We start from the raw sequence: 21,476 nt of genomic DNA, 5'->3' as shown, positions 1-21,476 counted from the left end.
TCCTCTCCCGTATGTAATGAGAAATAGCTGGCGAGGTGGCTTAGGCCGCCGATAGGCGGGCCAGAACCGTGCGGGCAGCCCCATAGAACCGTTCGCGCAACCGCGCGCGGTCTTCCAGATTCTGCTGTTGGGCTACATTGAGTCTCATATTCCGGTCAGATATAGACACTGGCCGAGTCTATCAAGGTCTTGTAAGGCCCCCAGATGCCATCAGGGCACATTCATGCGAGGCATCAGGCGTGCTTCATTGAAATGTCATGGGTCGCTTGCTACCTTGAATTTACCCTGCGCCGGGTTTTACGGCGCGCAGCAAAGGAGGACTATGTCCTGTCTCTACATACCCAGGCGGGTTTGCCCGCCGATGACGGGGCCAGTGTAATGGCCCACTCTCAGTCAATCAGCGACAAGCTGCTTGAGCGTATCCTTTCCTCACTTTCCGACGACAAGGCCGAAGACGTCGTGCAGATCAACCTGCAAGGTAAGTCTTCTGTTGCTGATCACATGGTGATTGCCTCGGGTCGGTCGACCCGTCAGGTCGCAGCCATGGCGGAAAAGCTGACGGATCGCATCAAGCAGGAATTCGGTTTCACCTCGAAGGTTGAAGGCAAGGATGCCGGCGACTGGGTGTTGATCGATACGGGCGACGTGATCGTCCATATCTTCCGCCCCGAAGTGCGTGAATTCTACCAGCTGGAAAAGATGTGGCAGCCTGCGGGCGGCAGCGCCTCAGCTAACTGAGGCGCCATCCCGGCCTTTATTGAAGGGCCGGAGGCGAGAGAGATATGCGTATCAGCATAGTTGCGGTCGGGCGATTGCGCGCCGGACCCGAGAAGACCCTGCTTGACGATTACCTGACCCGATTCGACCGGACCGGCCGTGGCCTGGGCCTTGGTCCTGCGCGGGTGATCGAGGTTGAAGACAAGAAAAACGCCGGCATGGGCGCCGAGGCCGGGTTGCTGCGTAAGGCGCTGCCCAAAGGAGCGGTGATCTGTACGCTGGATGAGCGTGGACGGCTGATGTCCTCACCGGATTTTGCCCAAAAGCTGGGAAACTGGCGTGACGCCGGGCGGCAGGATCTGGCGCTGATCATCGGCGGAGCAGACGGAATTGACCCCTCACTGCGCGCCGAGGCGGATTTTTCCATCTCATTCGGGTCCATGGTCTGGCCCCATATGCTGGTCCGTGTGATGTTGGCCGAGCAACTCTACCGGGCCGCAACCATCTTGTCGGGCGGCCCCTATCACCGGGTCTGAAACGGGTCTGACATGGCGCAGCTTCTGATTGTCTATCATTCGCGCACTGGCGGTGCTCGGCAAATGGCCGAAGCAGCGGCCGAGGCCGGTAGGGATGAGGCAGATATCGTCCTGAAAACCGCAGATCAGGCCGGACCCGAAGATTTGCTGGCCGCCGACGGCTACATTTTCTGCGCCCCCGAAAACCTCGCCGCGATTTCGGGCCTGATGAAAGAGTTCTTCGATCGCTGCTACTATCCCGTTCTGGGCCGGATCGAAGGCCGCCCCTACGCCCAGATGATCTGTGCCGGATCAGATGGAGAGAACGCCGCCCGCCAAACCGCCCGCATCGCCACCGGCTGGCGGTTGAAAGAAGTACAGCCGCCTTTGATCATTTGCACCCATGCTCAATCGCCTGAGGCGATACTGGCTGAGAAGACAATCCCCGAAGACCAGCTGGATCAGTGCCGCGAAATCGGCGCTGCTATGGCGGCTGGGCTGAGCCTCGGGGTGTTCTGATCCTTAGTTCAGGTCGATGATCGTGGTGTCTTCGCTCCAACCACCGACATTGTCGCGGGCTTGAATCTGCACCTGCGTGGTGCCTTCGGGAATCGAGACGCCGCTCAGTGAGCGGGTGAAGGGCTGTTCGTCCACATGCGGGTGATGCAATACGCGCATACCAAGCTCGGCCCCGTCCATGTCCAGCACGCGCCAACCATCGGCGTAGTCATCCCATCCGGTATCCGGATGCCGGATCGTCACATCAAAACGCCACGCATCTCCGCTGCGGCTGGCCGAGACGCTCTCGATGGTCGGCGGATCGGCAAGAACGGGTGTGGCAAGGAAAGCGGTCAGAATCAGGTAGCGCATGGGCAGATCCTAAGGAATTGATTGCGAAATAGGGATCACGTCTTGGTGTCAGGGGGTAAGGTCAGAAGCACCGTTCGCGAATGTGATGCGAACTCACGCCGGTAGAGAACACCAAAAGTGATCACGGTACCGATGATCAACGCGAGGGGGCCAAGGAACCACGCGAGCGAGGCAAGCGCGAAGTAGGTGGCCCTGAGCGCGCGGTTGAAGCTGCGGGCGGCGGTCACACAAATCTCGGCGGCTTGCGCTGCGCGCGGGTAGGCTTCCGGGTCATCGGGATCATTCGGCACGGCGGCCATCAGAACGGCGCAGTAGCCAAACAAGCGGTGCGCCCAGACGTATTTCAGGAACGCGTTTGCCAGAAACAGGATCACGACGAGGATCTTGATCTCCCACACCAATGCAGGGGCGCTGCCGATGGCCAGATCGCTGGCAACGCCTGCCAGTTGCTCGGTATTGCCCAACAAGGCCAGCCCACCGCCAATTGCGATCATTGTGGTTGAGGCGAAGAAGGTGCTGCCCTGCCGCATGGCCGCAACAACCTGCGCGTCAAACATACGGGGCTGGCGGGTGACCATCTCGTGCATCCAGCCACGGCGGAAATCATCCATCATCATCGCAACGGACAGTTTGCCCGGCGAAGGGTGTTCGATCTTCCAGCCGATCCCTTGCCAGGCCGCCAGCAAAAGCAGAACGGCGGCATAGTCCAGCGTCGAAAACATAAGCGCGCGATCAATCCAGGTCATGGCGCGACAGTAGGGTCAGATCATAAAACTTGCCAGACGGAGAAATTGGTAATATTATTTTACCAAATTGGAGGATCAGCCATGGAAATGCCCCAGCCAAATCCTGAAGTGCTTGCGCGAAAGCAGGCCGTTCTGGCGCGATTGCTGCAGGTTTTGCCTGAGGATGCGGTGATTCACGACCCGTCAGAGACTCGGGCCTATGAGTGTGATGCGCTGACCGCGTATCGTTGCCCGCCCATGCTGGCGGTGCTGCCATCGACCACGCAAGAGGTCTCGGACGTGCTTCGCATTTGTCATGACGAGGGCGTGCCGGTGGTCCCGCGTGGCTCGGGGACTTCGCTTGCAGGCGGGGCGCTGCCAACGGCGGATAGTGTGATCCTTGGCGTGGCACGCATGAATGACGTGCTGGAGACCGACTATGATAACCGCTTCATCCGCGTTCAGACCGGCCGCACCAATCTCAGCGTGACCGGCGCGGTTGAAGAGGAGGATTTCTTTTACGCCCCCGACCCTTCATCCCAGCTGGCCTGTGCAATTGCGGGGAATATCGCGATGAATTCGGGCGGAGCGCATTGTCTGAAATACGGCGTGACCACCAACAACCTGTTGGGTGTGACCATGGTGATGATGGATGGCAGCGTGGTCGAGATCGGCGGCGCACATCTGGACTCCGGCGGTCTGGACCTGTTGGGGGTTATCTGCGGCTCGGAAGGGCAGCTTGGCGTCGTGACCGAGGCGACGCTGCGCATCCTGCGCAAACCAGAAGGCGCGCGGCCTGTTCTGATGGGGTTCGATGACAATGAGGTGGCCGGTCAATGTGTCTCGGACATCATCAAGTCGGGTATTTTGCCGGTCGCGATCGAGTTCATGGATACGCTCTGCATCAAGGCATGTGAGAACTTCGCCCATGCCGGCTACCCCGATTGCCACGCGCTGCTGATTGTCGAGGTCGAAGGCTCGGATGCCGAGATCGACTATCAGCTGTCGAAGATCGTCGAGATCGCGAAACGTCACAACCCGGTGGAACTGCGCGAAAGCCAGTCCGCTGAGGAAAGCGCCAAGATCTGGCTGGGTCGGAAATCGGCTTTTGGCGCGATGGGGCAGATGAACGACTACATGTGCTTGGACGGCACGATCCCCGTCTCGGCGCTGCCACAGGTTCTGCGCCGCATCGGAGAGTTGAGCGAGGACTATGGCCTGCCCGTCGGCAACGTTTTCCACGCGGGCGACGGCAATATGCACCCGCTGATCCTGTTCGATGCCAACAAGCCCGGTGATCTGGAAAAATGCGAGGCGTTTGGCGCCGATATCCTGAAGCTTTGCGTAGATGTGGGTGGCTGCCTGACCGGAGAGCACGGGGTGGGCATCGAAAAGCGAGATCTGATGTCGCATCAATATAGCGCGGCCGATCTTGAGGCGCAGATGGCGGTGAAGGATGTGTTCGACCCGCAGTGGTTGCTGAACCCAGCCAAGGTGTTTCCTTTGGACGTGTCACAGGCGCGCCGGATGGCTGCGGAATAGGGGGCTCTGCCCCTATCCCCTCGAGGTATTTTAGAACAGAAGAAGTGTCATGAGACCTGAGACAGAAACGGAACTGGCCGAGATCGTGGCCGGGTTGCAGGGGCCGGTGCGTATTGCAGGTGGCGGGACGCGCGGGGTGGATGGCCCGGGGGCGGTTTTGAATGTGGACGGATTGCGTGGGATATCGCTCTATGAACCCGGCGCGCTGACTTTGGTTGCGCAGGCGGGAACTCCGGTGGCTGAGATTGACGCCGCGCTGGAGGCCGAAGGTCAGCAACTGGCGTTCGAGCCGGCGGACTACCGCGCGCTGTTGGGCACCTCGGGTGAGCCGACGATTGGCGGAGTTATCGCTGCCAATATCTCGGGGCCGCGGCGGGTGCAGGCCGGGGCGTGTCGGGATTTTCTGCTGGGCGTGCGCTATGTCGACGGACAAGGGCAGGTCGTGAAGAATGGCGGGCGGGTAATGAAGAATGTCACCGGCTATGATCTGGTCAAGTTGATGGCAGGCTCCTGGGGGACGCTTGGGGTGCTGACCGAAGTGTCGTTGAAAGTTTTACCTAAATCCGAAGCGGTCGTGACCCTGGGCGTGCCGGTTGCCCATGCCTCGGGCGCGGTTGAGGTTCTGTCTGCCGCATTGAGGTCGCCTTGTGAGGTGAGCGGGGCTGCCTTTGCCCCCGAAACAGGTCAGGCATTGCTGCGGATTGAGGGGTTTGCGGATTCGGTTGCGTATCGTGTTGGGCGATTGCAGGACGTGCTGTCCGGGTTCGGCGAGGTCGCCGTTGTTGAGGATTCAGATGCCACTTGGCGCGCGATCCGGGACGTGACCCCGTTCGTGGGGAAAGAGGGCGATGTCTGGCGTATCTCGGTCAAGCCCAGCGATGCGCCGGAAATCACTGCGCGGCTTGAGGCCAATAAACTCTTACTCGATTGGGGTGGCGGTTTGATCTGGGCGTTGGTGGATGAGGGCACCGATGTCCGCGCGCGGCTTGGCGGTTTTCAAGGCCATGCCTCTATCGTGCGGGCTAAACCCGAGACGGTTCAGGCGCTGGGCCGGTTCCAACCGGAGCCCGCACCGGTTGCAGCCCTGAGTCAAGGGTTGCGGCAGCGGTTCGACCCAAAAGCTCTGTTTAATCCGGGATTGATGGGGTAGGCCGATGCAGACGACTTTCACCGAAGAACAGCTGCAGGATCCGGCGATCAAGCGCTCGAACGAGATCCTGCGCAGTTGCGTCCACTGCGGGTTTTGCACCGCCACATGCCCCACCTATCAGGTGCTGGGGGATGAGCTGGACAGCCCACGCGGCCGTATCTACCTAATCAAGGATATGCTTGAGAATGAGCGTGTGCCGGACGAGAAGACGGTCAAACATATCGACCGGTGCCTGTCCTGTCTGGCCTGCATGACGACCTGCCCGTCGGGCGTGCACTACATGCATCTGGTTGATCACGCGCGCGAATATATTGAAAACAACTACAAGCGCCCATTGTCCGATCGTGTGCTGCGCTGGGTTCTGGCGCAGATTTTGCCCTATCCGATGCGATTTCGCTGGGCCTTGATCGGGGCCAAGCTGGGGCGTCCGTTCCGGTTTCTGATGCCAGATGCCCGGCTGCGGGCGATGCTGGACATGGCGCCGAAACATATCCCTCCGGTCAGTCGCAATGACGACCCGCAGAGCTTTGCGCCCAAAACGCCGCGCAAAAAGCGTGTGGCTTTGATGACGGGCTGTGCGCAAAAGGCGCTGAACACCGATATCAACGACGCAACGATCCGTCTTCTGACCAGGTTGGGATGCGAGGTGGTTGTCGCCGAGGGGGCCGGATGTTGTGGTGCGCTGACCCACCACATGGGCAAAAGCAAGCAGAGCCACGCGGCGGCTGCAAGCAATATCCGTGCTTGGGTGCGTGAAATGGATGGGGATGGGCTGGACGCCATCGTCATTAACACCTCGGGCTGTGGGACGACGGTCAAGGACTATGGGCACATGTTCCGAAATGACCCTCTGGCACAGGACGCGGCACGGGTGTCGGCCCTTGCGATGGATGTCAGTGAGGTCCTGATGCAATTGGATCTGCCCGAGCAGTCGGATCAAGGGCTGACCGTGGCCTATCACGCGGCGTGTTCGCTGCAACACGGGCAGCAGATCAAGACCTACCCGAAGGAGCTGCTGAAAAGCGCTGGCTTCAAGGTTGTTGAACCCGCTGACAGCCATCTGTGTTGCGGCAGTGCGGGCACGTATAATCTGATGCAGCCCGAGATCTCGGGCCAGCTGAAACAGCGCAAGGTGCGCACGCTTGAGGCTAAAAAGCCCGACCTGATCGCTGCGGGGAATATCGGCTGCATGATGCAGATCGGATCGGGGACCGAGCTGCCGATCGTCCATACGGTCGAGTTGCTGGATTGGGCCACCGGAGGTCCGAAACCTCGTGGTTTGCAGACGGGCAGGGCGACTTCCGAGGTGCCTATTTTGCGCTAGGCAGCGATGATGCGCCTTGGCATCAGTTGAACAGGAAATTTCCGCCAAGCCGACCTGCCCTATTTTCGCCCCACGCGACCCGTAGAACAGTTGATCGGAACGGATAGCCGGAGAACCGCGTGCGCAACTGGATCAAGGCCATCGTGCTGAGTGTGCTGCCAATGGCTGCCTCGGCGCAGGATACCGGGCTGAAAAGCCTTGAGACGTCGGATTCCGGGCGGCAATGGATGGCCGTGGGGCGGCTGGATATTGATGGCACCGGATTTTGTACCGGCGCGCTGATCTCGCCCACGCTGGTACTGACAGCCGCGCATTGCCTGTTCGAAAAACATACCAAGAAGCGAATCGACCCGTCGCGGATCGAGTTTCTGGCGGGTTGGCGACGTGGGAGCGCTTCGGCCTATCGTCCGGCGCGACAGGCCGTGATTCATCCGAAATATGTCTATAACGGCAGGGCCACAAGCGACCGTGTCCGTTACGATCTGGCGCTGATCGAACTCTGGCAGCCGGTTCGCAACACCACCGTTATTCCTTTTGAAACCGGCGCGCGCCCAGACCAAGGCGAGCAGGTGGGTGTCGTGTCCTACGCGCATGACCGGGCCGAGGCCCCGTCACTGCAGCAGGTTTGCTCGGTCATGGCTGGGCACCGTGGTGTTTTGGTAATGTCCTGCGACGTTGATTTCGGGGCCTCTGGCGCGCCGATTTTCTCTCTGAGTGGTGAGCGTCCGCGAATCGTATCTGTGGTGTCGGCCAAAGCCGAGCTTAACGGGGAAAACGTGTCGCTGGGTACCGCGCTGGATGGATCGCTACAACTGCTGCAGGCGGAACTGTCCAATGGAAATGGGTTTGGCCTGTCTTCGGGCAGCACCGGGTCTGGCAAGAATGTCGGGGCAAGGTTTATCAGGCCATGATACGCGCCTTGGCACTTCTCATTTTGTGCGCCTCTAGTGTGGCCACGGCAGCGCAGGCCCAAAGCAACAAACGCACGCTTACCGATCGCGATGACCTCTACGGGTGGGAGGCGATCGGCCGACTGGATGTCGGCAAACGATCTTTCTGTACGGGGACGCTGATTGCGCAGGACATGGTGCTGACAGCCGCCCATTGTGCCTTGGATAAACGCACCGGACAGGCCTATGAGCCGGGCGAGGTAACATTCCGCGCTGGGCTGAGCAATGGCGTCGCACTCGCCGAGCGCAAGGTGGTGCAGATTGCCACGCTGCCAAGCTATGGGTCCAATGACCCTTTATCGTCTCAGGGTGTGCGCGAGGATGTGGCGCTTATGCGGCTGGATGAGCCGATCCCCTATTCGATTGCCGATCCTTTTGTCCTTTATAAGGGACCCGTCATCGGCTCGGAACTCAGTATCGCCTCCTACGGGCGAGGCCGGTCCGAGGCCATAACGCGCGAAAAATCCTGTCGAATCCTGGATCGGCGAGACGGGCTGATCACCTTTGATTGCGACGTCACCTTTGGCTCATCGGGGTCGGCCGTTCTGACCAAAAACGGGTCGCGCTGGCAGATTTTGTCGGTTGTTTCCGCCATTGGCGAGAGTGGAGGCCGCAAGATCGGATTCGGGATGGAACTGTCTCCGGTCGTCTCCGAACTCAAGGCGATCATGCGGCGGGATGCACCCCAACCCAAAGCCAATATCCGCAGATTGCAGGTGGGTTCGGGCAAGTCCGGATCGGGCGCGAAATTCATCAGCTCGGGCGGGGGTTGAACTTACGTAAATCGTTACCCATTTGATTTGTATCGGATCGCCACAACGGGGTCCGGTATCACCCGAGGCCCGTCCAGATTGGAGGGCTGAACATCGTAAATCGCTCTAGGATGAGGATAACGACACATGCGTAGTTTTGATTTTGCACCGCTGCACCGCGCCACCATTGGTTTCGACCAGATCGCCGACATGATGGACCGCGTTCTGACCAACGACGTGGCACAGCCCAGCTATCCCCCATACAACATCGAAAAAACCGACGCCGACACCTATCGGATTTCCGTCGCTGTCGCCGGTTTTTCCGAAGAAGACCTGTCCGTCGAAGTGAAGGAAAACGCGCTGATCGTGGCTGGCAAGAAAGCCGCCGAGGACAAGGACCGCAGCTATCTGCACCGCGGTATCGCCACCCGCGCGTTTGAGCGCCGCTTTGCTCTGGCCGACCATGTCCGCGTGACAGGCGCCAGCCATGAAAACGGCATGCTGAACATCGACCTCAAGCGCGAAGTACCCGAAGCGCTGAAGCCGCGCCGGATTCAGATTTCCTCGGGCAAAGCCATCGAAAAAGATGTGGTTGATGCCAAGGCCGTGAACTAACGCGCCTTAAGTTCCTGCGGCGGTCTCCTCCTCCCTGACTGCCGCAACACCCGCCCCGCGTTCCTCCAGACGCGGGGCGTTGTTTTTTTGGCGCTACCCAAGGGCTCCCTTCCCTGATCAACCACGTGGCTTTCCTGTCCCGATCTGCCTATAAGTGAATGAAAAGACCAAGAGCAGTCAGAGGTCATGCATGACCCTATTGGGCATCACATGTCAGAAGGATGACGGGCCGTTTCTGGTGGAATGGCTGGCCCATCACCTTGCGGCAGGCGTCGATCGGTTTCTGGTGCTGAGCCACGATTGCTCGGATGGTTCAGATGCGTTGTTGCAGGCGCTGGCCCAGGATGCGCGGATTGAGCATTTTCCATTCAACCCTAAGGGCAACAAGGCCGTGCAGTGGCAGGCGTTGAAACACGCCTCGGATCACCCAGCTTACGCTTCGGCCGACTGGGCGCTGTTTTTCGATTGTGATGAATTCTTGTGTCTGCGGGATGCCACTCTGCCAGATTTGTTGACCCGGTTTGAGGCGGCGTCGGCGTCTTTCGACGCTCTTGCCTTGCCGTGGCGGTTTTTTGGCACGGGTGGTCAAGTACAGCGTGGCAGCGGTTTGACGCCCGAGAGGTTTACACAAGCCGCGCCCGAGGATTTGCATTTTCCGCTCGGCCACCTGTTCAAGACGCTCCACCGTCCGGCGGCGTTTCAGAAGCTGGGGGTGCATCGGCCCCGCAGCAAACCGTCAAAACCCGCGCGCTGGATCGGGCCGGATGGGGCGGACCTGCCGTTGGGCTTCGTGTGGAATGATAGCGCGATTTCGCTCTATGGTCTGCCTGTGGACGCGCGTCAGGTCTGGTTGAACCACTATGCCTTGCGCTCGCGCGAAGAGTTCATGGTTAAACGCGCGCGCGGTTTGCCGAACCACACGGAGCGCGAAATCGGGGTGACCTATTGGGCCGAGCGCAACTGGAACACGGTCGAAGAGACAAGCATTTCCGCAATGATGAACGTGACCCGTGCTGTTTACGCCGACCTGATGGACCTGCCCGGCGTAGCTGCCGCGCATGAGGCCTGCCTGAACTGGCACCGCGCCGCCTATGCGGCCTTGCAGCAAGATATCGAGGCCGTACGGCTGGAATTCCGCCTAGGGCTGGTCAACAGCATCCCGCCCTCGGCGCAAGAGGGGGCTGCGTTTGTTGCCCGACAGGTCTCGCTTTTGTCGAAGGCGGCTGAGTGATGGGGCTGATCGAACGGCAGCTTGCAGGTCAGGATTTGGGTGTCGCGATCCTGCTCGATGCGGTTGTGCATCAGGATGGTGGCGCGCAGGTCGTCACGTTGTTCTTTGATCGTTTGTTTGCGCCCGAGGATGTCATCCCCCCTAAGGGCAGTGTGCTTGAGGAGACGGGCGCTGTGGGCGACGCGCGCATCCTGCGATACCGCCTACAGCAGAACGCCCGCCCTCGGTTCACGATTAGCGGAGAGACCTTTGATCTGACCTGTGCGCCGTCGGAATGCGCGTTGTTTGAGGGGAAGAACGCCTTCATCGCCCAACGCAACGGCGAAAGCGCCGAGATCGTGTTGGAGTGGTTGGCCTACCATATCGAAACGCAGGGGCTTGAGGCTACGGTGATCCTCGACCGAGCCCCTCCCGGTACCGAGGATGGGTTTGCCGCCGCGCTTCGCAAGGGGCTGGAAGCTCACGCTCTAACCTGTCAGGTGGTGCTGGTCCAAAGCCCGGTGCCGCTGGGCAAACCCGACCTGCCGCCCGAGGCGCACCCGTTTTGCGTCAGCGAGTCTCCGGGAAAGGACCGGATGGAGGTCCCGCCGCCCAGCCCATGGGACAGCCCGCTTGGCGCGTTTTCGGTCTATGAAATCATGCGTACCCGGTTTCTGGCGCAGGCGCGCGCCGTGGCAAATATCGACGTGCATGACCTGATGGTCGAAACAGATACATCTGTATTCGACGCAGCCGTTGCAGCCGAGGGCGGGCTGATCGCGCTGTTCGGACGGCATTGCTATCCGTGGCGCGTGCGTGCGGGCCAAAAGGCGCATTTCGGCGATCATATCTGCGTGCAATTCGATGCGACGGGCGGTCGGCAGCGCTGGTGCATCGCGCCAGCCAAATCCGCCCCAGATGCGGTCTGGCGGCTGGTCCGGGTCGGAAATGCGCGCCCGAATTCGACCCTAACTATGGGGTTCTACCGTCACATGCTGTTGCGGCACCCGACACGCTCGATCTCGAAAATTGTGCCCAAGACCTCTCTGATCGAGCATGAGCCGCTGTTGCAATTGTCCGCCACGACCTGGGGGCACAAACCGGTGCGGATGCCCGAGTTGGAGGTCACCTCAAAGGAAACAGGGCGCGGGCGTTGTGCCATCGTGACCACGATGAAGAATGAAGGCCCGTTTATTCTTGAGTGGCTCGCCTATCATCGGGCCATTGGGTTCGATGATTTCCTGATCTACACCAATGACTGCACCGACGGCACCGATACGATGCTGGAGATGCTGCAAAGCAAGGGCCTGGTTCAGCACCGAGACAACCCGTTCCGTCGGATGGACATGCGCCCGCAGCACGCGGCCCTGCATTCCGCGGATGATGAGCAGATCGTCAGGGATGCCACGTGGGTCGCCTGTATTGATGTGGATGAATACGTGAACATCAAATGCGGCGACGGCACTCTGGACGCGCTGTTTGCCGCTGTGCCCGACGCGAACATGATCGCGATGACATGGCGGTTGTTCGGCAATGGCGATCTGCACGGGTTCGAGGATAGACCCGTCATCGAACAGTTCCAGCGCTGCGCCCCTGAATATGCCCGCAAACCGCATCAAGCCTGGGGGTTCAAGACGCTTTTCCGCAATATCGGCCTGTTCCGAAAGCTCGGCGTGCATCGCCCCAAGGGTCTCAATCCGCAGTTGTGGGAGGAGATCAACTGGGTCAACGGGTCCGGTGCGCCGATGCCGCGCTCGATGTTTCGCAATGGCTGGCGGTCCACGATAAACACCTATGGCTACGATCTTGTGCAGTTGAACCACTACGCCGTCCGCTCGGCCGAGAGCTTTCTGGTCAAGCGCGACAGGGGCCGGGTGAACCATGTTGAGCGGGATCAGGGCCTCGCCTACTGGTTCCGCATGAACAACAACTACGCTGAGGATCACTCTATCGCGCGCATGGTGCCAGCGATGCGGGCCGAGTTGGACCGCCTGCTCAGCGATCCCGAGATCGCCGCCGCACATGCCCATTCGGTAGATCGCCACCGCGCCAAGATCGCGGAGCTGAAGGCCACGCCGAACTACGCCGCGTTCTACGCCGAACTGACCGGCGCGCGCCTTGAAAAGCTTGCGCGTCTGCACCGGCATTTCGGGGCGAATGTGTTCCTCAAAGGTCCTTCATCCATTCCGGATGACGTGCTGGAACGTGACCCCGACAAGGATTGGTTCTTTACCGTCGATCATGACGGGGAAACCCAACACTAGATCGCTTTGTGTTTAATTTGATTCGAAATACGCTGCCTCTCCCTGCGGTCGAACGCGCATTTCGATGATTTTTTCTCAGGTAAAACGCAAAACGCTTGAGACCCTAAAGCGCGGCTTTTAGCCCGTTGACCAGCTCGTCCATTTCCGGATCCAGCTTCATTGAGGCTGCCTTGCGCCGGTGCCATTCCACCGCCCGTGCATGCAGATCGCCCAAAACCGGGTCAGATTTCAACTCATCCGCCAGCTTGTTGCTTTGCGGGGCGTAGCGCTCGATCGAGGTGTCTTTCTCGTCGTTGAGGTTGAACCTGTCCCAGTACTCCATGCCCAGCACATGGTGGCTGTGGTTCGCCCGCCCGCGCGCGCGTTTGATCAGAAAACTCTCCATCGAGCGCAGCGCATAGTGGTTGACCTGCGCGTGGGTAAACAGGGGCGGGTTCTCGGTGCGGGCGCCATTTACGACGTAGTCCGCGCCGCCGGGCAGAACGCGCTTGGTGTCCGAGACATGCTCATCCAGAGACACCGGCGCATGCAGGCCCATCCGCTTGAATTTATGCTGGTTGGTGTAGAGAGACTTGACGAATTTACCGGTTTTGGGCCGTTCCTCTGCGTCCCATTCAAGCTCGCCCATGGTGAATTGCTGGGTGACTGGCGCGTCGTCGAACCGCTCGATATGGTCCGGGCCGAAGACCCGCCAAGGAACCGAGATTACATCCGCATCCGCACCAGACCCTTCGACCAGCGCGCGGGCCGAGCCATCGCCCATATGGATATTCAGGTACTCATCCACATCGCAGACAAAGACCCATTTGGCATCCATCACGATGTCGTAGCGACGCGAGGCCTGCCGCAGGGCCGAACGGTGAATGCCGCCGCTGCGAATGATCGTGTTGTGCTGGGTGACCAGCCCCATCTCTTGCAGGCGCAGAAGGATTTCGACGGTGGGGTCGGTGCAGTCATTCGTGCAGACCAGAATGTGGTCAAAGCCCAGCGTTTTGTAATGCGCCACCCAATCAATGATGTAGGGGCCTTCGTTTTTCATCGTGGAGACGACTGTATAAGTCTCATTGCTCATGACTGTCTGCTCGCTTGCCTGCTTTGGCGCTTGGGTCTTGTCTATGCGGCGCAAAACGGGATGCACCAAGGTCACGCCCGGCCAACTATTCGCGCCTGCTGCGTAATCTGGCGGTACCCAAGCGCGGCGCAAGACCTTAGGATCAAGAAAACGACGCGTGTGCCAAAATACACGCAGGCACAAGGATACGCGGATGGCACGCACGCGCGAGGTTGGCACGTTATGGATCGGTGGCGCGCTCAGTTGGCTTGAACAGCTGTGCCTGAAATCCTTTGTGGACAAGGGGCAGAAGATCACCCTGTTTTCCTACGAGGATATCCCCAACGTCCCCGATGGTGTGATCCGCCGCGACGGGCGCGAGATCATAGATACCGACGATTTCATCAAATACGAACAGAAGAACTCCTTCGCGCTGTTTGCCGATTGGTTCCGGCTGCACATGATTCAGAAATGCCCCGGCATGATCTGGATCGACACGGATGTCTTTTGCCACCGTCCCATGACCTATGACAGCGACTATGTCTTTGGGCATGAGCTGCCGGACTCGCCTCGGATCAACAACGCGGTGCTGGGGATGCCTTCGGACAGTGAGCTATTGCGCCAGATGCTGGACTTCACCGAGGATCGCTATTCCATCGCACCGTTCCTGCCAAAGGCGAAACAGCGCGCCATGCAGCAGGCGGCGGAAAGTGGCAATCCGGTTCACATTTCGCAGCAGCCATGGGGTGTCTGGGGGCCGATGATGGTGACCCATTTTGTTCACGCCATGGGTTTGGAGCACCACGCCCTGCCCGTCAGCGCTTTTTACCCGGTCACCTTCCCCGAGCGATATAAGTTCATGCGTCGTGTGGCGTTGGCCAAGCAGCTGATTACCGAAGACACCACGGCACTTCATCTGTGGGCCTCCAACAAACGTCAGCTGGGCAACCATCACAACGGCCTGCCGCCCAAGGGCACATATCTTGCCAAGCTTGTGGCCGAGACGCGCATCAACCCCGTCCTCGCGCCGATCAAAGGGCGTGGGCACACGGTGTTTGACGGCGCGCTGATTGATGAGGTCGACCTGACCGAGGTCCGCTCGGTCGCGGATTTGACCGGCAAGGCGCGCAGCTTTGTTCTGGCGCTGCATCACAAGTTCGATTGCGACGTCAAGCTGGTCGACGTCAACCGTCGCGGCAAGTTCAAATCCGAAGAGGAGCCGTGGATCGCCGACTATGTCGCCTTTCTGACCGATCATGAGGTTGACCGGGACCGGATCGAAATCATCACCTCCCAGGACCGGCTCAAACCGGTGGATGTGCTGTGCAATCTCGAAGGATTCGGCGATCGCTACAAGGTGCCGTTCCTTGAGAAATTCCTGACCCGGATGCTGCATTCCGACACGCGGCTCTTCATGGATATCCGCAAAGGTTCGGGCGCGTTTCCCTTCCTCAGGGCCTTCGGGACCAATGAAAAGATCGCCACGCATGAGGTTGATGGGCACGAGGTCACCCGCGTCAAGGTTCTGCCAAAACCGCCAGAACCCACCGATGCCGCAAGCAGCTGGGCGCGGATCGCGACGGATCTTGCAGGCAAGGACGGCTGGTATCGACCCGGTGAGAACGGGCACTCGCTGCTTTATATGCCGCGGTCCAAGGACACTCTGGTCGTGACCTTCGACAATCTGGACGTGGCGATGAACAATCGCAAAGATCGCCGCCCATGGGGATATTCCTTCATCAAAGAGCAGAACTGGTCGATGCTGTCGGCCATCGCGGGCGGCTGGACTTGGTATCGCGAACCGTGGGTCTATGACCAATTCGATAACCTGAAGCAAAGCGGTTTCTTCCAGCAGTTTCAGCGTGTTGTCTTTTATGGGGCCTCGATGGGCGGCTATGCGGCCTGCGCCTTTTCTCCGGCAGCACCGGGCTGCGATGTGGTTGCGATCTCACCGCAAAGCACGGTCGACAAGTCCGTGGTGCCGTGGGAGACGCGCTATAAAACCGTGTGGGATCGGGACTTTACCGGCCCCTATGGCGATGCCGCGCAGGTCAGTCAGGCCGCACGACGGGTGTCGATCCTCTATGACCCTTATGAGCCGCTGGATGCGGGCCACGCAGCGCGGTTCACGAATACCAACGTCTCGCATCTGCGCGCGCCGCTGCTGGGGCATCGGTTGGGGTCCTCTCTTCTGCAGATGGGTATCCTGCACCCGATCATTCTGGGGGCGTTGAACGGAACCTTGACCGAGGCTGAGTTCTACACCCTTCTGCGCGCCCGCAGACAATTCCCGCGCTATCAGCGAGAGCTGTTCAATCGCGCGGTCAAGAAAGGGCACAAGGACCTCGCCCGTCGCCTTGGCGCACATATCCTTAAGCAAAACCCCAACCGGGCCGTGCGGCTGGGGTTGAAAGAACTGGGTTAAACGCGGCGATCAGGCGCGTTTTTCGCCGATGGTCGCAACGCCCAGAACCTCCAGAACCTTGGCTTCGATCTGTTCGGCATTCATGCCCGCCACCGCGTACATATCCGCTGGGCTGGCCTGATCGATGAAGATGTCGGGCAAGACCATCGAGCGGTATTTGAACCCGCGATCAAACACGCCTTCCTCGGCCAAGAGCTGCGCGACGTGACTGCCGAACCCGCCCACGGCGCCTTCTTCGATGGTGATCAGCGCCTCGTGGTTTTCGACCAGATCAAGGATCAGATCGCGGTCCAGCGGCTTGGCAAAGCGCGCGTCCGCAATGGTCGGGGTGATGCCGCGAGCAGACAATGCCTCGGCCGCTTTCTGCACCTCGGCGAGACGGGTGCCGAAGGACAGCAAAGCCACGCGCGCGCCTTTCTGCATCAACCGGCCCTTGCCGATTTCAAGAACTTCGCCCCGTTCGGGGAGGTCAACGCCAACGCCCTCACCTCGGGGATAGCGGAACGCAATCGGGCCATCATCATGGGCTGCGGCAGTGGCAACCATATGCATCAGCTCGGCCTCATCTGCGGCGGCCATGACGACCATGCCCGGCAGATTTGCCATATAGGCAATATCGAAGGACCCGGCATGGGTGGCCCCATCCGCGCCAACAAGGCCGGCACGGTCGATGGCAAAGCGCACTGGTAAGCGCTGGATCGCCACGTCATGCACAACCTGATCATAGCCGCGCTGCAAAAAGGTCGAATACATCGCGCAGAAGGGCTTCATCCCCCCTGCCGCCAGCGCCGCCGAGAAGGTCACACCATGCTGCTCCGCAATCGCCACGTCAAAACAGCGCGATGGGTAGCGTTCTGCAAACAGGTTCAGCCCGGTACCATCGGGCATGGCGGCAGTGACGGCGACAATCTTGTCATCCCGCGCGGCTTCTTCCACCAGCGTTTTGCCAAAGACCGACGTATAGGACGGCGCGTTTGAGGGCGCTTTTTTCTGTTCACCCGTGACCACATCGAACTTGGCGGTCGCGTGGCCTTTGTCGCGGGCCTGCTCGGCCGGGGCGTAGCCTTTGCCCTTTTTGGTCAACACATGGATCAGGATCGGCCCCGTCGCCCGTGCCTTGACGGTGCGCAGAACCGGCAGCAACTGGTCCATGTCATGCCCATCAATCGGGCCGAGGTAAGAGAACCCGAGCTCTTCGAACAATGTCCCGCCAACGGCCATTCCTTTGAGCATCTCTTTGGCGCGTTTGGCTCCTTCGCGGAACGGCTCGGGCAGCAGAGAGACCGCGCCTTTGGCGGCGGCCTTCAGCTCGTGAAACGGTTCCTCGGCGTAAATGCGCGACAAGTAGGTCGACAGAGCGCCCACAGGTGGCGCGATGCTCATCTCATTGTCGTTCAGGATCACGATCAGGCGCTTTCGCAGGTGGCCTGCATTGTTCATCGCCTCAAACGCCATGCCCGCAGACATCGAGCCATCGCCGATCACCGCAATCGCATCGCCCAACCCCTCTGGTGTTACTCCGCCCAAATCGCGGGCGACGGCAAAGCCCAAAGCGGCGCTGATCGAGGTGCTGGAATGCGCCGCGCCAAACGGGTCATAGGGGCTTTCACTGCGTTTGGTGAAGCCGCTGAGGCCATCCTTCATGCGCAAGGTGCGGATACGGTCGCGGCGTTCGGTCAGGATCTTGTGCGGATAGCACTGATGCCCCACATCCCAGATGATCTTGTCGCGCGGTGTGTCGAAGACCGCATGCAACGCCGTCGTCAGCTCAACGACACCCAGGCCTGCGCCCAGATGCCCGCCGGTGACCGAAACGGCCGAGATCGTCTCGGCCCGCAATTCCTGCGCCACCTGATGCAATTGCGCGTCCGAGAACTGCTTCAGATCCGCAGGGCGGTTCACAAGGTCCAGCAGTGGCGTATTCGGACGGTCAGACATTTGGCGCGTTCCTGGCTTAGCTGTCCCGGGCAATAACGAAGCGAGCAGCGTCCTTCAAGGTTTCAGCCTTTGCCCCATACCCATCCAGCGCGGCGCAGGCTTCGCCCACCAGCTCTGCTGCACGGGCCTTGGCTGCATCCAGTCCCAGAAGCGAAACAAAGGTTGCCTTGCCCGCATCTGCATCTTTTTGCAGCCGTTTACCTGCCTTTTCGGCATCGCCCTCGATATCCAAGATGTCATCGGCGATTTGAAAAGCAAGCCCAAGGGCTTGGGCATATTGGCGCAACGGGGTCGGATTAACCTGCGCCAACCGAGCGCCCGCGCAGGCGGACCATTCGATCAACGCCCCCGTCTTGCCTGCTTGCAGCCGTGTGATTTCGTGCAGCGAAAGCGGGGCAGAGGCCGTTTCAGCCGCAATATCCAGTGCCTGACCGAGAACCATGCCCTGCGCCCCACTTGCCTTGGCCAGAGTCATTGCCAGTTCGGCGCGAATCTCGGGCTTGCCGACTTCGGGCCGTGTGCAAAGCTCAAACGCCAGGGTCTGCAAAGCATCCCCGGCCAGAACGGCAGTGCCTTCGCCCCATTTCACGTGAACCGTCGGGCGCCCGCGTCGAAGGTCATCGTCATCCATGCAGGGCAGGTCATCATGGACGAGGGAATAGGCGTGCAACGCCTCAATTGCCGTCGCAGGCCAGATTGCCTGAGCGGCGTCAATGCCATGCAGGCGCGCGCTTTCCAGAACCAGAAACCCCCGCAGACGCTTTCCGCCTTCGGTGGCGTAGGCCATGGCCCGCGTCACGTCCAAATCGTCAAGCGCCCCCAGAACCATGTCAAAATGGCTCTGAACCCGCGCCGCATCCTGCGCCAGCCTGTCGCGAAACATTTATTGACCTTCGACTGGAGTCGTCCCGGTTGGCTGCCCGCTGGCGTCCAGCGTGATGGCGGCGACCTTCTCTTCGGCACGCTTCAACTCATCTTCGCAGCGCTTTTTCAAAGCCGCGCCGCGCTCATAGAGGGCAATCGACTGATCCAGCGCCACATCACCGCGTTCCAATTGGCCGACTACGGCCTCAAGCTCTTTCATCGCCTGTTCAAACGTCATCTGCTCAACGGGGGTATCGGTCATCGTGTTGCCTTCATCAGTTCTTCCACATGGGCGCGTGTCGCCTCGGCCAATGCGTTCAGATCATACCCGCCCTCCAGAGTCGAGACGATACGGCCTTCACAAACATCATCCGCGATCTTGCACAGCTCGGCGGTGATCCAGGCGAAGTCGCCCGTGGACCAGTTGAGATTGGCCAGTGGATCGTCCTGATGGGCATCAAACCCGGCCGAGATAATGATCAGCTCGGGCTTAAAGGCCCTCAGGCGCGGGAAGGCCTGCGCCTCATAGGCTGCGCGCATCTCAGCCCCACCGCTCGCAGGTGGCAGGGGTATGTTCAGAACCGTGTCGTAAGCCCCGGTTTCATCGGGTCGACCGGAGCCTGGCCATAAGGGCATCTGCTGGCTGGTGATCACAAGCGCGCGTTTTTCGTCCCACAACAGGTCCTGCGTGCCATTGCCGTGGTGTACATCGAAATCCACCACCGCGACACGGTCCAGCCGGTGATGGTCCAGAGCATGTTTGGCACCCAAGGCGGCATTGCCGAACAGACAAAACCCCATCGCCTTGTCGGTTTCCGCGTGGTGCCCCGGCGGGCGAATGGCGCAGAATGCGTTCGGCACCTCACCAGACAGCACCAGATCCACCGCCCGAACAACGGCCCCAGCGCCCCGATACGCAGCGTCGACCGACCCCGGAGACATAAACGTATCCCCATCAATCTGCGTATACCCCTCTTCAGGCCGCGCGGCCCGGATATCGCGGATATAGTCCTCAGGGTGAACCCGCAGCAAATCACCATCCGCCACCATCGGAGCGGTCCTGCGGTCCAGATCCAAAGCCTCCAACGCATGTAGTATATGCTCTAGCCGCGCCACACGTTCAGGATGGCCATCGGGGGTGACATGGCCCAGACAATCTGCATGGGTCAACAAGGCCGTCTTCATCAGGATCCCCTCTTCATCTGGCTAAAAATATCTTCGCCGAAGGCATAAAATCGCCGCTCAGCGGCCCGGTCAATCCGGTGCCAGCATATACCCTGCTCCGCGAACGGTTTGCAGGTATCGCGGCTGCTTGGGGTCCTGCTCGATCTTGCGACGCAATCGCGTGATTTGCACGTCAACCGCCCGTTCCTGCGCCTGTCCCTTGTCGCGTCCCAGGTCCTCAACCAGCTTTGCCCGGCTGATCGGCTCCCCCGGTTTGGCCGAGAAAATCTTCATCAACTGGCTTTCCGTCGCGGTCAGACGCACCGGGTCCTCGCCCTGCCACATCTCTCCCCGCTCGATGTCATAGCGGATCGGGCCAAGGGTCAGGATTTTCGCTGCCGCATCTTGAGCAGGAGCTTCCGGCATCCGCCGCAGAATGGCATTGATGCGCAGCAACAGCTCTTTCGGCTCAAACGGTTTGGCCAAATAGTCATCGGCCCCGGCCTCAAGCCCAGCAATCCGATGCTCGGTCTCGCCACGCGCCGTCAGGAGAAGGATCGGAGTGCTGTGGGTCTCGCGCAGCGCTTTGGTCAGGCTTACACCATCCTCGCCGGGCATCATAACATCCAGAACGATCATGTCGAAGTCCAGCCCGGACAGCACCCGACGCGCATGCGCCGCATCGCGCGCGGCGGTCACCAGAAACCCGTTCCGCATCAGGAACTTTTTCAGCAGGTCGCGAATGCGCTCGTCATCGTCGACGATCAGCAGGTGGGCATCCATATCGCTCATGAGGTCGTATCCCGCAACTTCTTGTAAGCATGACGCATATCAGCATCCATCATTGCTTCAAGTACTTTGCGGAAACCGGCCACGGCCTCGGGCCCCGCATCCTTGTAAGCGGCCCGCATCCGCGCGCGCTGGGCGTCGGACAATGTCGCCTCAAGCGCGCGGCCTTTTTCCGTCAGAAACAGATGCCGCTCGCGCTTGTCGACGGTCCCAACCCGGCTTTCGACCATGCCGTCTTCGATCAGGGTCCGCAGCACCCGGTTCAGGGATTGTTTGGTCACGCCCAGAATGGCCAGCAGGTTGTTGACCGTCGTGCCTGGGGCGCGGTTGATAAAGTGGATCGCGCGGTGATGCGCGCGCCCGTAAGACATGTCCGAGAGGATACGATCCGGATCCGCCGTAAACCCGCGATAGGCGAAAAACATCGCCTCAATCCCCTGCCGCAACTGCTCATCGGTTAGGAATAACAGGCTTTCACCCCTGTAAATCGGGGCGGGGCGGATTTCGGACATATCATGCCTCATGCGTTACTCGGTTTGCAGTTTAAGTCAGCCTTATTGACATTCCAAGGGCAGACAGGTATCGAATCGCAGTTTTTGCGCAAGATTGTG

General features: G+C 60.0%; 22 protein-coding genes. 12 read left to right on the top strand and 10 right to left on the bottom strand.

The genetic code is table 11. The features are described 5' to 3' along the window. Positions 1–40 precede the first annotated feature (40 nt). Entirely contained in the window at positions 41–148 is a 108-nt protein-coding gene (locus tag ACR0IP_RS17245; RefSeq protein WP_170379772.1) for an isopropylmalate isomerase, read from the bottom strand. A gap of 230 nt (positions 149–378) precedes the next feature. Here ACR0IP_RS17245 and rsfS point away from each other — a divergent pair, with 230 nt between their 5' ends. Genes rsfS through ACR0IP_RS17230 form a run of 3 tightly spaced genes read left to right on the top strand, consistent with a single transcriptional unit; the run spans position 379 to position 1,751 of the window. Then, on the top strand, positions 379–738 hold the full coding sequence (gene rsfS, locus ACR0IP_RS17240; RefSeq protein ID WP_170379770.1) for a ribosome silencing factor: 360 nt from the start codon (positions 379–381) through the stop codon (positions 736–738). Between the two features lie 44 nt (positions 739–782). Next, positions 783–1,253, top strand: a complete 471-nt coding sequence (rlmH, locus tag ACR0IP_RS17235) for a 23S rRNA (pseudouridine(1915)-N(3))-methyltransferase RlmH (RefSeq protein WP_170379769.1) — start codon at positions 783–785, stop codon at positions 1,251–1,253. A 12-nt stretch (positions 1,254–1,265) separates the two neighbouring features. Further along, entirely contained in the window at positions 1,266–1,751 is a 486-nt protein-coding gene (locus ACR0IP_RS17230; protein WP_170692384.1) for an NAD(P)H-dependent oxidoreductase, read from the top strand. A gap of 3 nt (positions 1,752–1,754) precedes the next feature. On the opposite strand, the gene ACR0IP_RS17225 is transcribed toward ACR0IP_RS17230, so the two are convergent. After that, a complete protein-coding gene (locus ACR0IP_RS17225) occupies positions 1,755–2,102 on the bottom strand; it encodes a hypothetical protein (protein WP_480526901.1) in 348 nt (115 codons plus the stop codon). A 35-nt stretch (positions 2,103–2,137) separates the two neighbouring features. After that, a complete protein-coding gene (locus ACR0IP_RS17220; protein ID WP_480526899.1) occupies positions 2,138–2,848 on the bottom strand; it encodes a DUF599 domain-containing protein in 711 nt (236 codons plus the stop codon). An 81-nt stretch (positions 2,849–2,929) separates the two neighbouring features. Between ACR0IP_RS17220 and ACR0IP_RS17215 the strand changes: the two genes are divergently transcribed. From ACR0IP_RS17215 to ACR0IP_RS17180, 8 genes are all read left to right on the top strand, one after another. After that, positions 2,930–4,369, top strand: coding sequence for an FAD-linked oxidase C-terminal domain-containing protein (locus ACR0IP_RS17215; RefSeq protein WP_480526897.1), 1,440 nt, complete (start codon positions 2,930–2,932; stop codon positions 4,367–4,369). Positions 4,370–4,418: 49 nt separating this feature from the next. Continuing rightward, a complete protein-coding gene (locus ACR0IP_RS17210; protein WP_480526895.1) occupies positions 4,419–5,519 on the top strand; it encodes an FAD-binding protein in 1,101 nt (366 codons plus the stop codon). A 4-nt stretch (positions 5,520–5,523) separates the two neighbouring features. Beyond that, on the top strand, positions 5,524–6,843 hold the full coding sequence (gene glcF, locus ACR0IP_RS17205) for a glycolate oxidase subunit GlcF (protein WP_170692374.1): 1,320 nt from the start codon (positions 5,524–5,526) through the stop codon (positions 6,841–6,843). A gap of 119 nt (positions 6,844–6,962) precedes the next feature. After that, on the top strand, positions 6,963–7,754 hold the full coding sequence (locus ACR0IP_RS17200) for a trypsin-like serine peptidase (protein ID WP_480526893.1): 792 nt from the start codon (positions 6,963–6,965) through the stop codon (positions 7,752–7,754). 8 nt (positions 7,755–7,762) lie between these two features. Continuing rightward, a complete protein-coding gene (locus ACR0IP_RS17195; protein ID WP_480526891.1) occupies positions 7,763–8,566 on the top strand; it encodes a trypsin-like serine peptidase in 804 nt (267 codons plus the stop codon). A 126-nt stretch (positions 8,567–8,692) separates the two neighbouring features. Next, a complete protein-coding gene (locus ACR0IP_RS17190; RefSeq protein WP_170484927.1) occupies positions 8,693–9,160 on the top strand; it encodes an Hsp20 family protein in 468 nt (155 codons plus the stop codon). A gap of 190 nt (positions 9,161–9,350) precedes the next feature. Next, the gene (locus tag ACR0IP_RS17185) at positions 9,351–10,391 is read left to right on the top strand and encodes a glycosyltransferase family 2 protein (RefSeq protein ID WP_480526889.1); all 1,041 of its coding nucleotides are present in this window, start codon (positions 9,351–9,353) and stop codon (positions 10,389–10,391) included. After that, the gene (locus ACR0IP_RS17180; RefSeq protein ID WP_480526888.1) at positions 10,391–12,634 is read left to right on the top strand and encodes a glycosyltransferase family 2 protein; all 2,244 of its coding nucleotides are present in this window, start codon (positions 10,391–10,393) and stop codon (positions 12,632–12,634) included. Before ACR0IP_RS17185 ends, ACR0IP_RS17180 begins: the two co-directional genes overlap by 1 nt. Positions 12,635–12,737: 103 nt before the next feature. On the opposite strand, the gene ACR0IP_RS17175 is transcribed toward ACR0IP_RS17180, so the two are convergent. Next, on the bottom strand, positions 12,738–13,706 hold the full coding sequence (locus ACR0IP_RS17175; RefSeq protein WP_170379746.1) for a glycosyltransferase family 2 protein: 969 nt from the start codon (positions 13,704–13,706) through the stop codon (positions 12,738–12,740). A 193-nt stretch (positions 13,707–13,899) separates the two neighbouring features. On the opposite strand from ACR0IP_RS17175, the gene ACR0IP_RS17170 reads away from it, so the two are divergent. Continuing rightward, the gene (locus ACR0IP_RS17170) at positions 13,900–16,110 is read left to right on the top strand and encodes a hypothetical protein (RefSeq protein WP_480526886.1); all 2,211 of its coding nucleotides are present in this window, start codon (positions 13,900–13,902) and stop codon (positions 16,108–16,110) included. A 9-nt stretch (positions 16,111–16,119) separates the two neighbouring features. Here ACR0IP_RS17170 and dxs read toward each other — a convergent pair whose 3' ends face one another. The 6 genes from dxs to ACR0IP_RS17140 all read right to left on the bottom strand — a co-directional run bounded on the left by dxs (position 16,120) and on the right by ACR0IP_RS17140 (position 21,377). After that, positions 16,120–18,048, bottom strand: coding sequence for a 1-deoxy-D-xylulose-5-phosphate synthase (gene dxs, locus ACR0IP_RS17165; protein ID WP_170692360.1), 1,929 nt, complete (start codon positions 18,046–18,048; stop codon positions 16,120–16,122). Between the two features lie 16 nt (positions 18,049–18,064). Further along, positions 18,065–18,931 (bottom strand): polyprenyl synthetase family protein, encoded by an 867-nt coding sequence (locus ACR0IP_RS17160; protein WP_480526883.1) that lies wholly within the window; start codon positions 18,929–18,931, stop codon positions 18,065–18,067. Continuing rightward, entirely contained in the window at positions 18,932–19,174 is a 243-nt protein-coding gene (locus ACR0IP_RS17155; RefSeq protein WP_170484940.1) for an exodeoxyribonuclease VII small subunit, read from the bottom strand. Next, entirely contained in the window at positions 19,171–20,097 is a 927-nt protein-coding gene (locus tag ACR0IP_RS17150; RefSeq protein WP_480526881.1) for a histone deacetylase family protein, read from the bottom strand. The genes ACR0IP_RS17155 and ACR0IP_RS17150 overlap by 4 nt, the downstream gene beginning before the upstream one ends. Before the next feature lie 69 nt (positions 20,098–20,166). Then, positions 20,167–20,868 (bottom strand): response regulator, encoded by a 702-nt coding sequence (locus ACR0IP_RS17145; RefSeq protein ID WP_170379735.1) that lies wholly within the window; start codon positions 20,866–20,868, stop codon positions 20,167–20,169. Then, on the bottom strand, positions 20,865–21,377 hold the full coding sequence (locus tag ACR0IP_RS17140; protein WP_170379733.1) for a MarR family transcriptional regulator: 513 nt from the start codon (positions 21,375–21,377) through the stop codon (positions 20,865–20,867). The genes ACR0IP_RS17145 and ACR0IP_RS17140 overlap by 4 nt, the downstream gene beginning before the upstream one ends. Between the last annotated feature and the right edge of the window lie 99 nt (positions 21,378–21,476).

The organism is Ruegeria sp. AL11, from assembly GCF_056540865.1.
The sequence above is the reverse complement of the archived record's forward strand: the minus strand, read 5'-3'. Positions and strand labels throughout refer to the sequence as shown.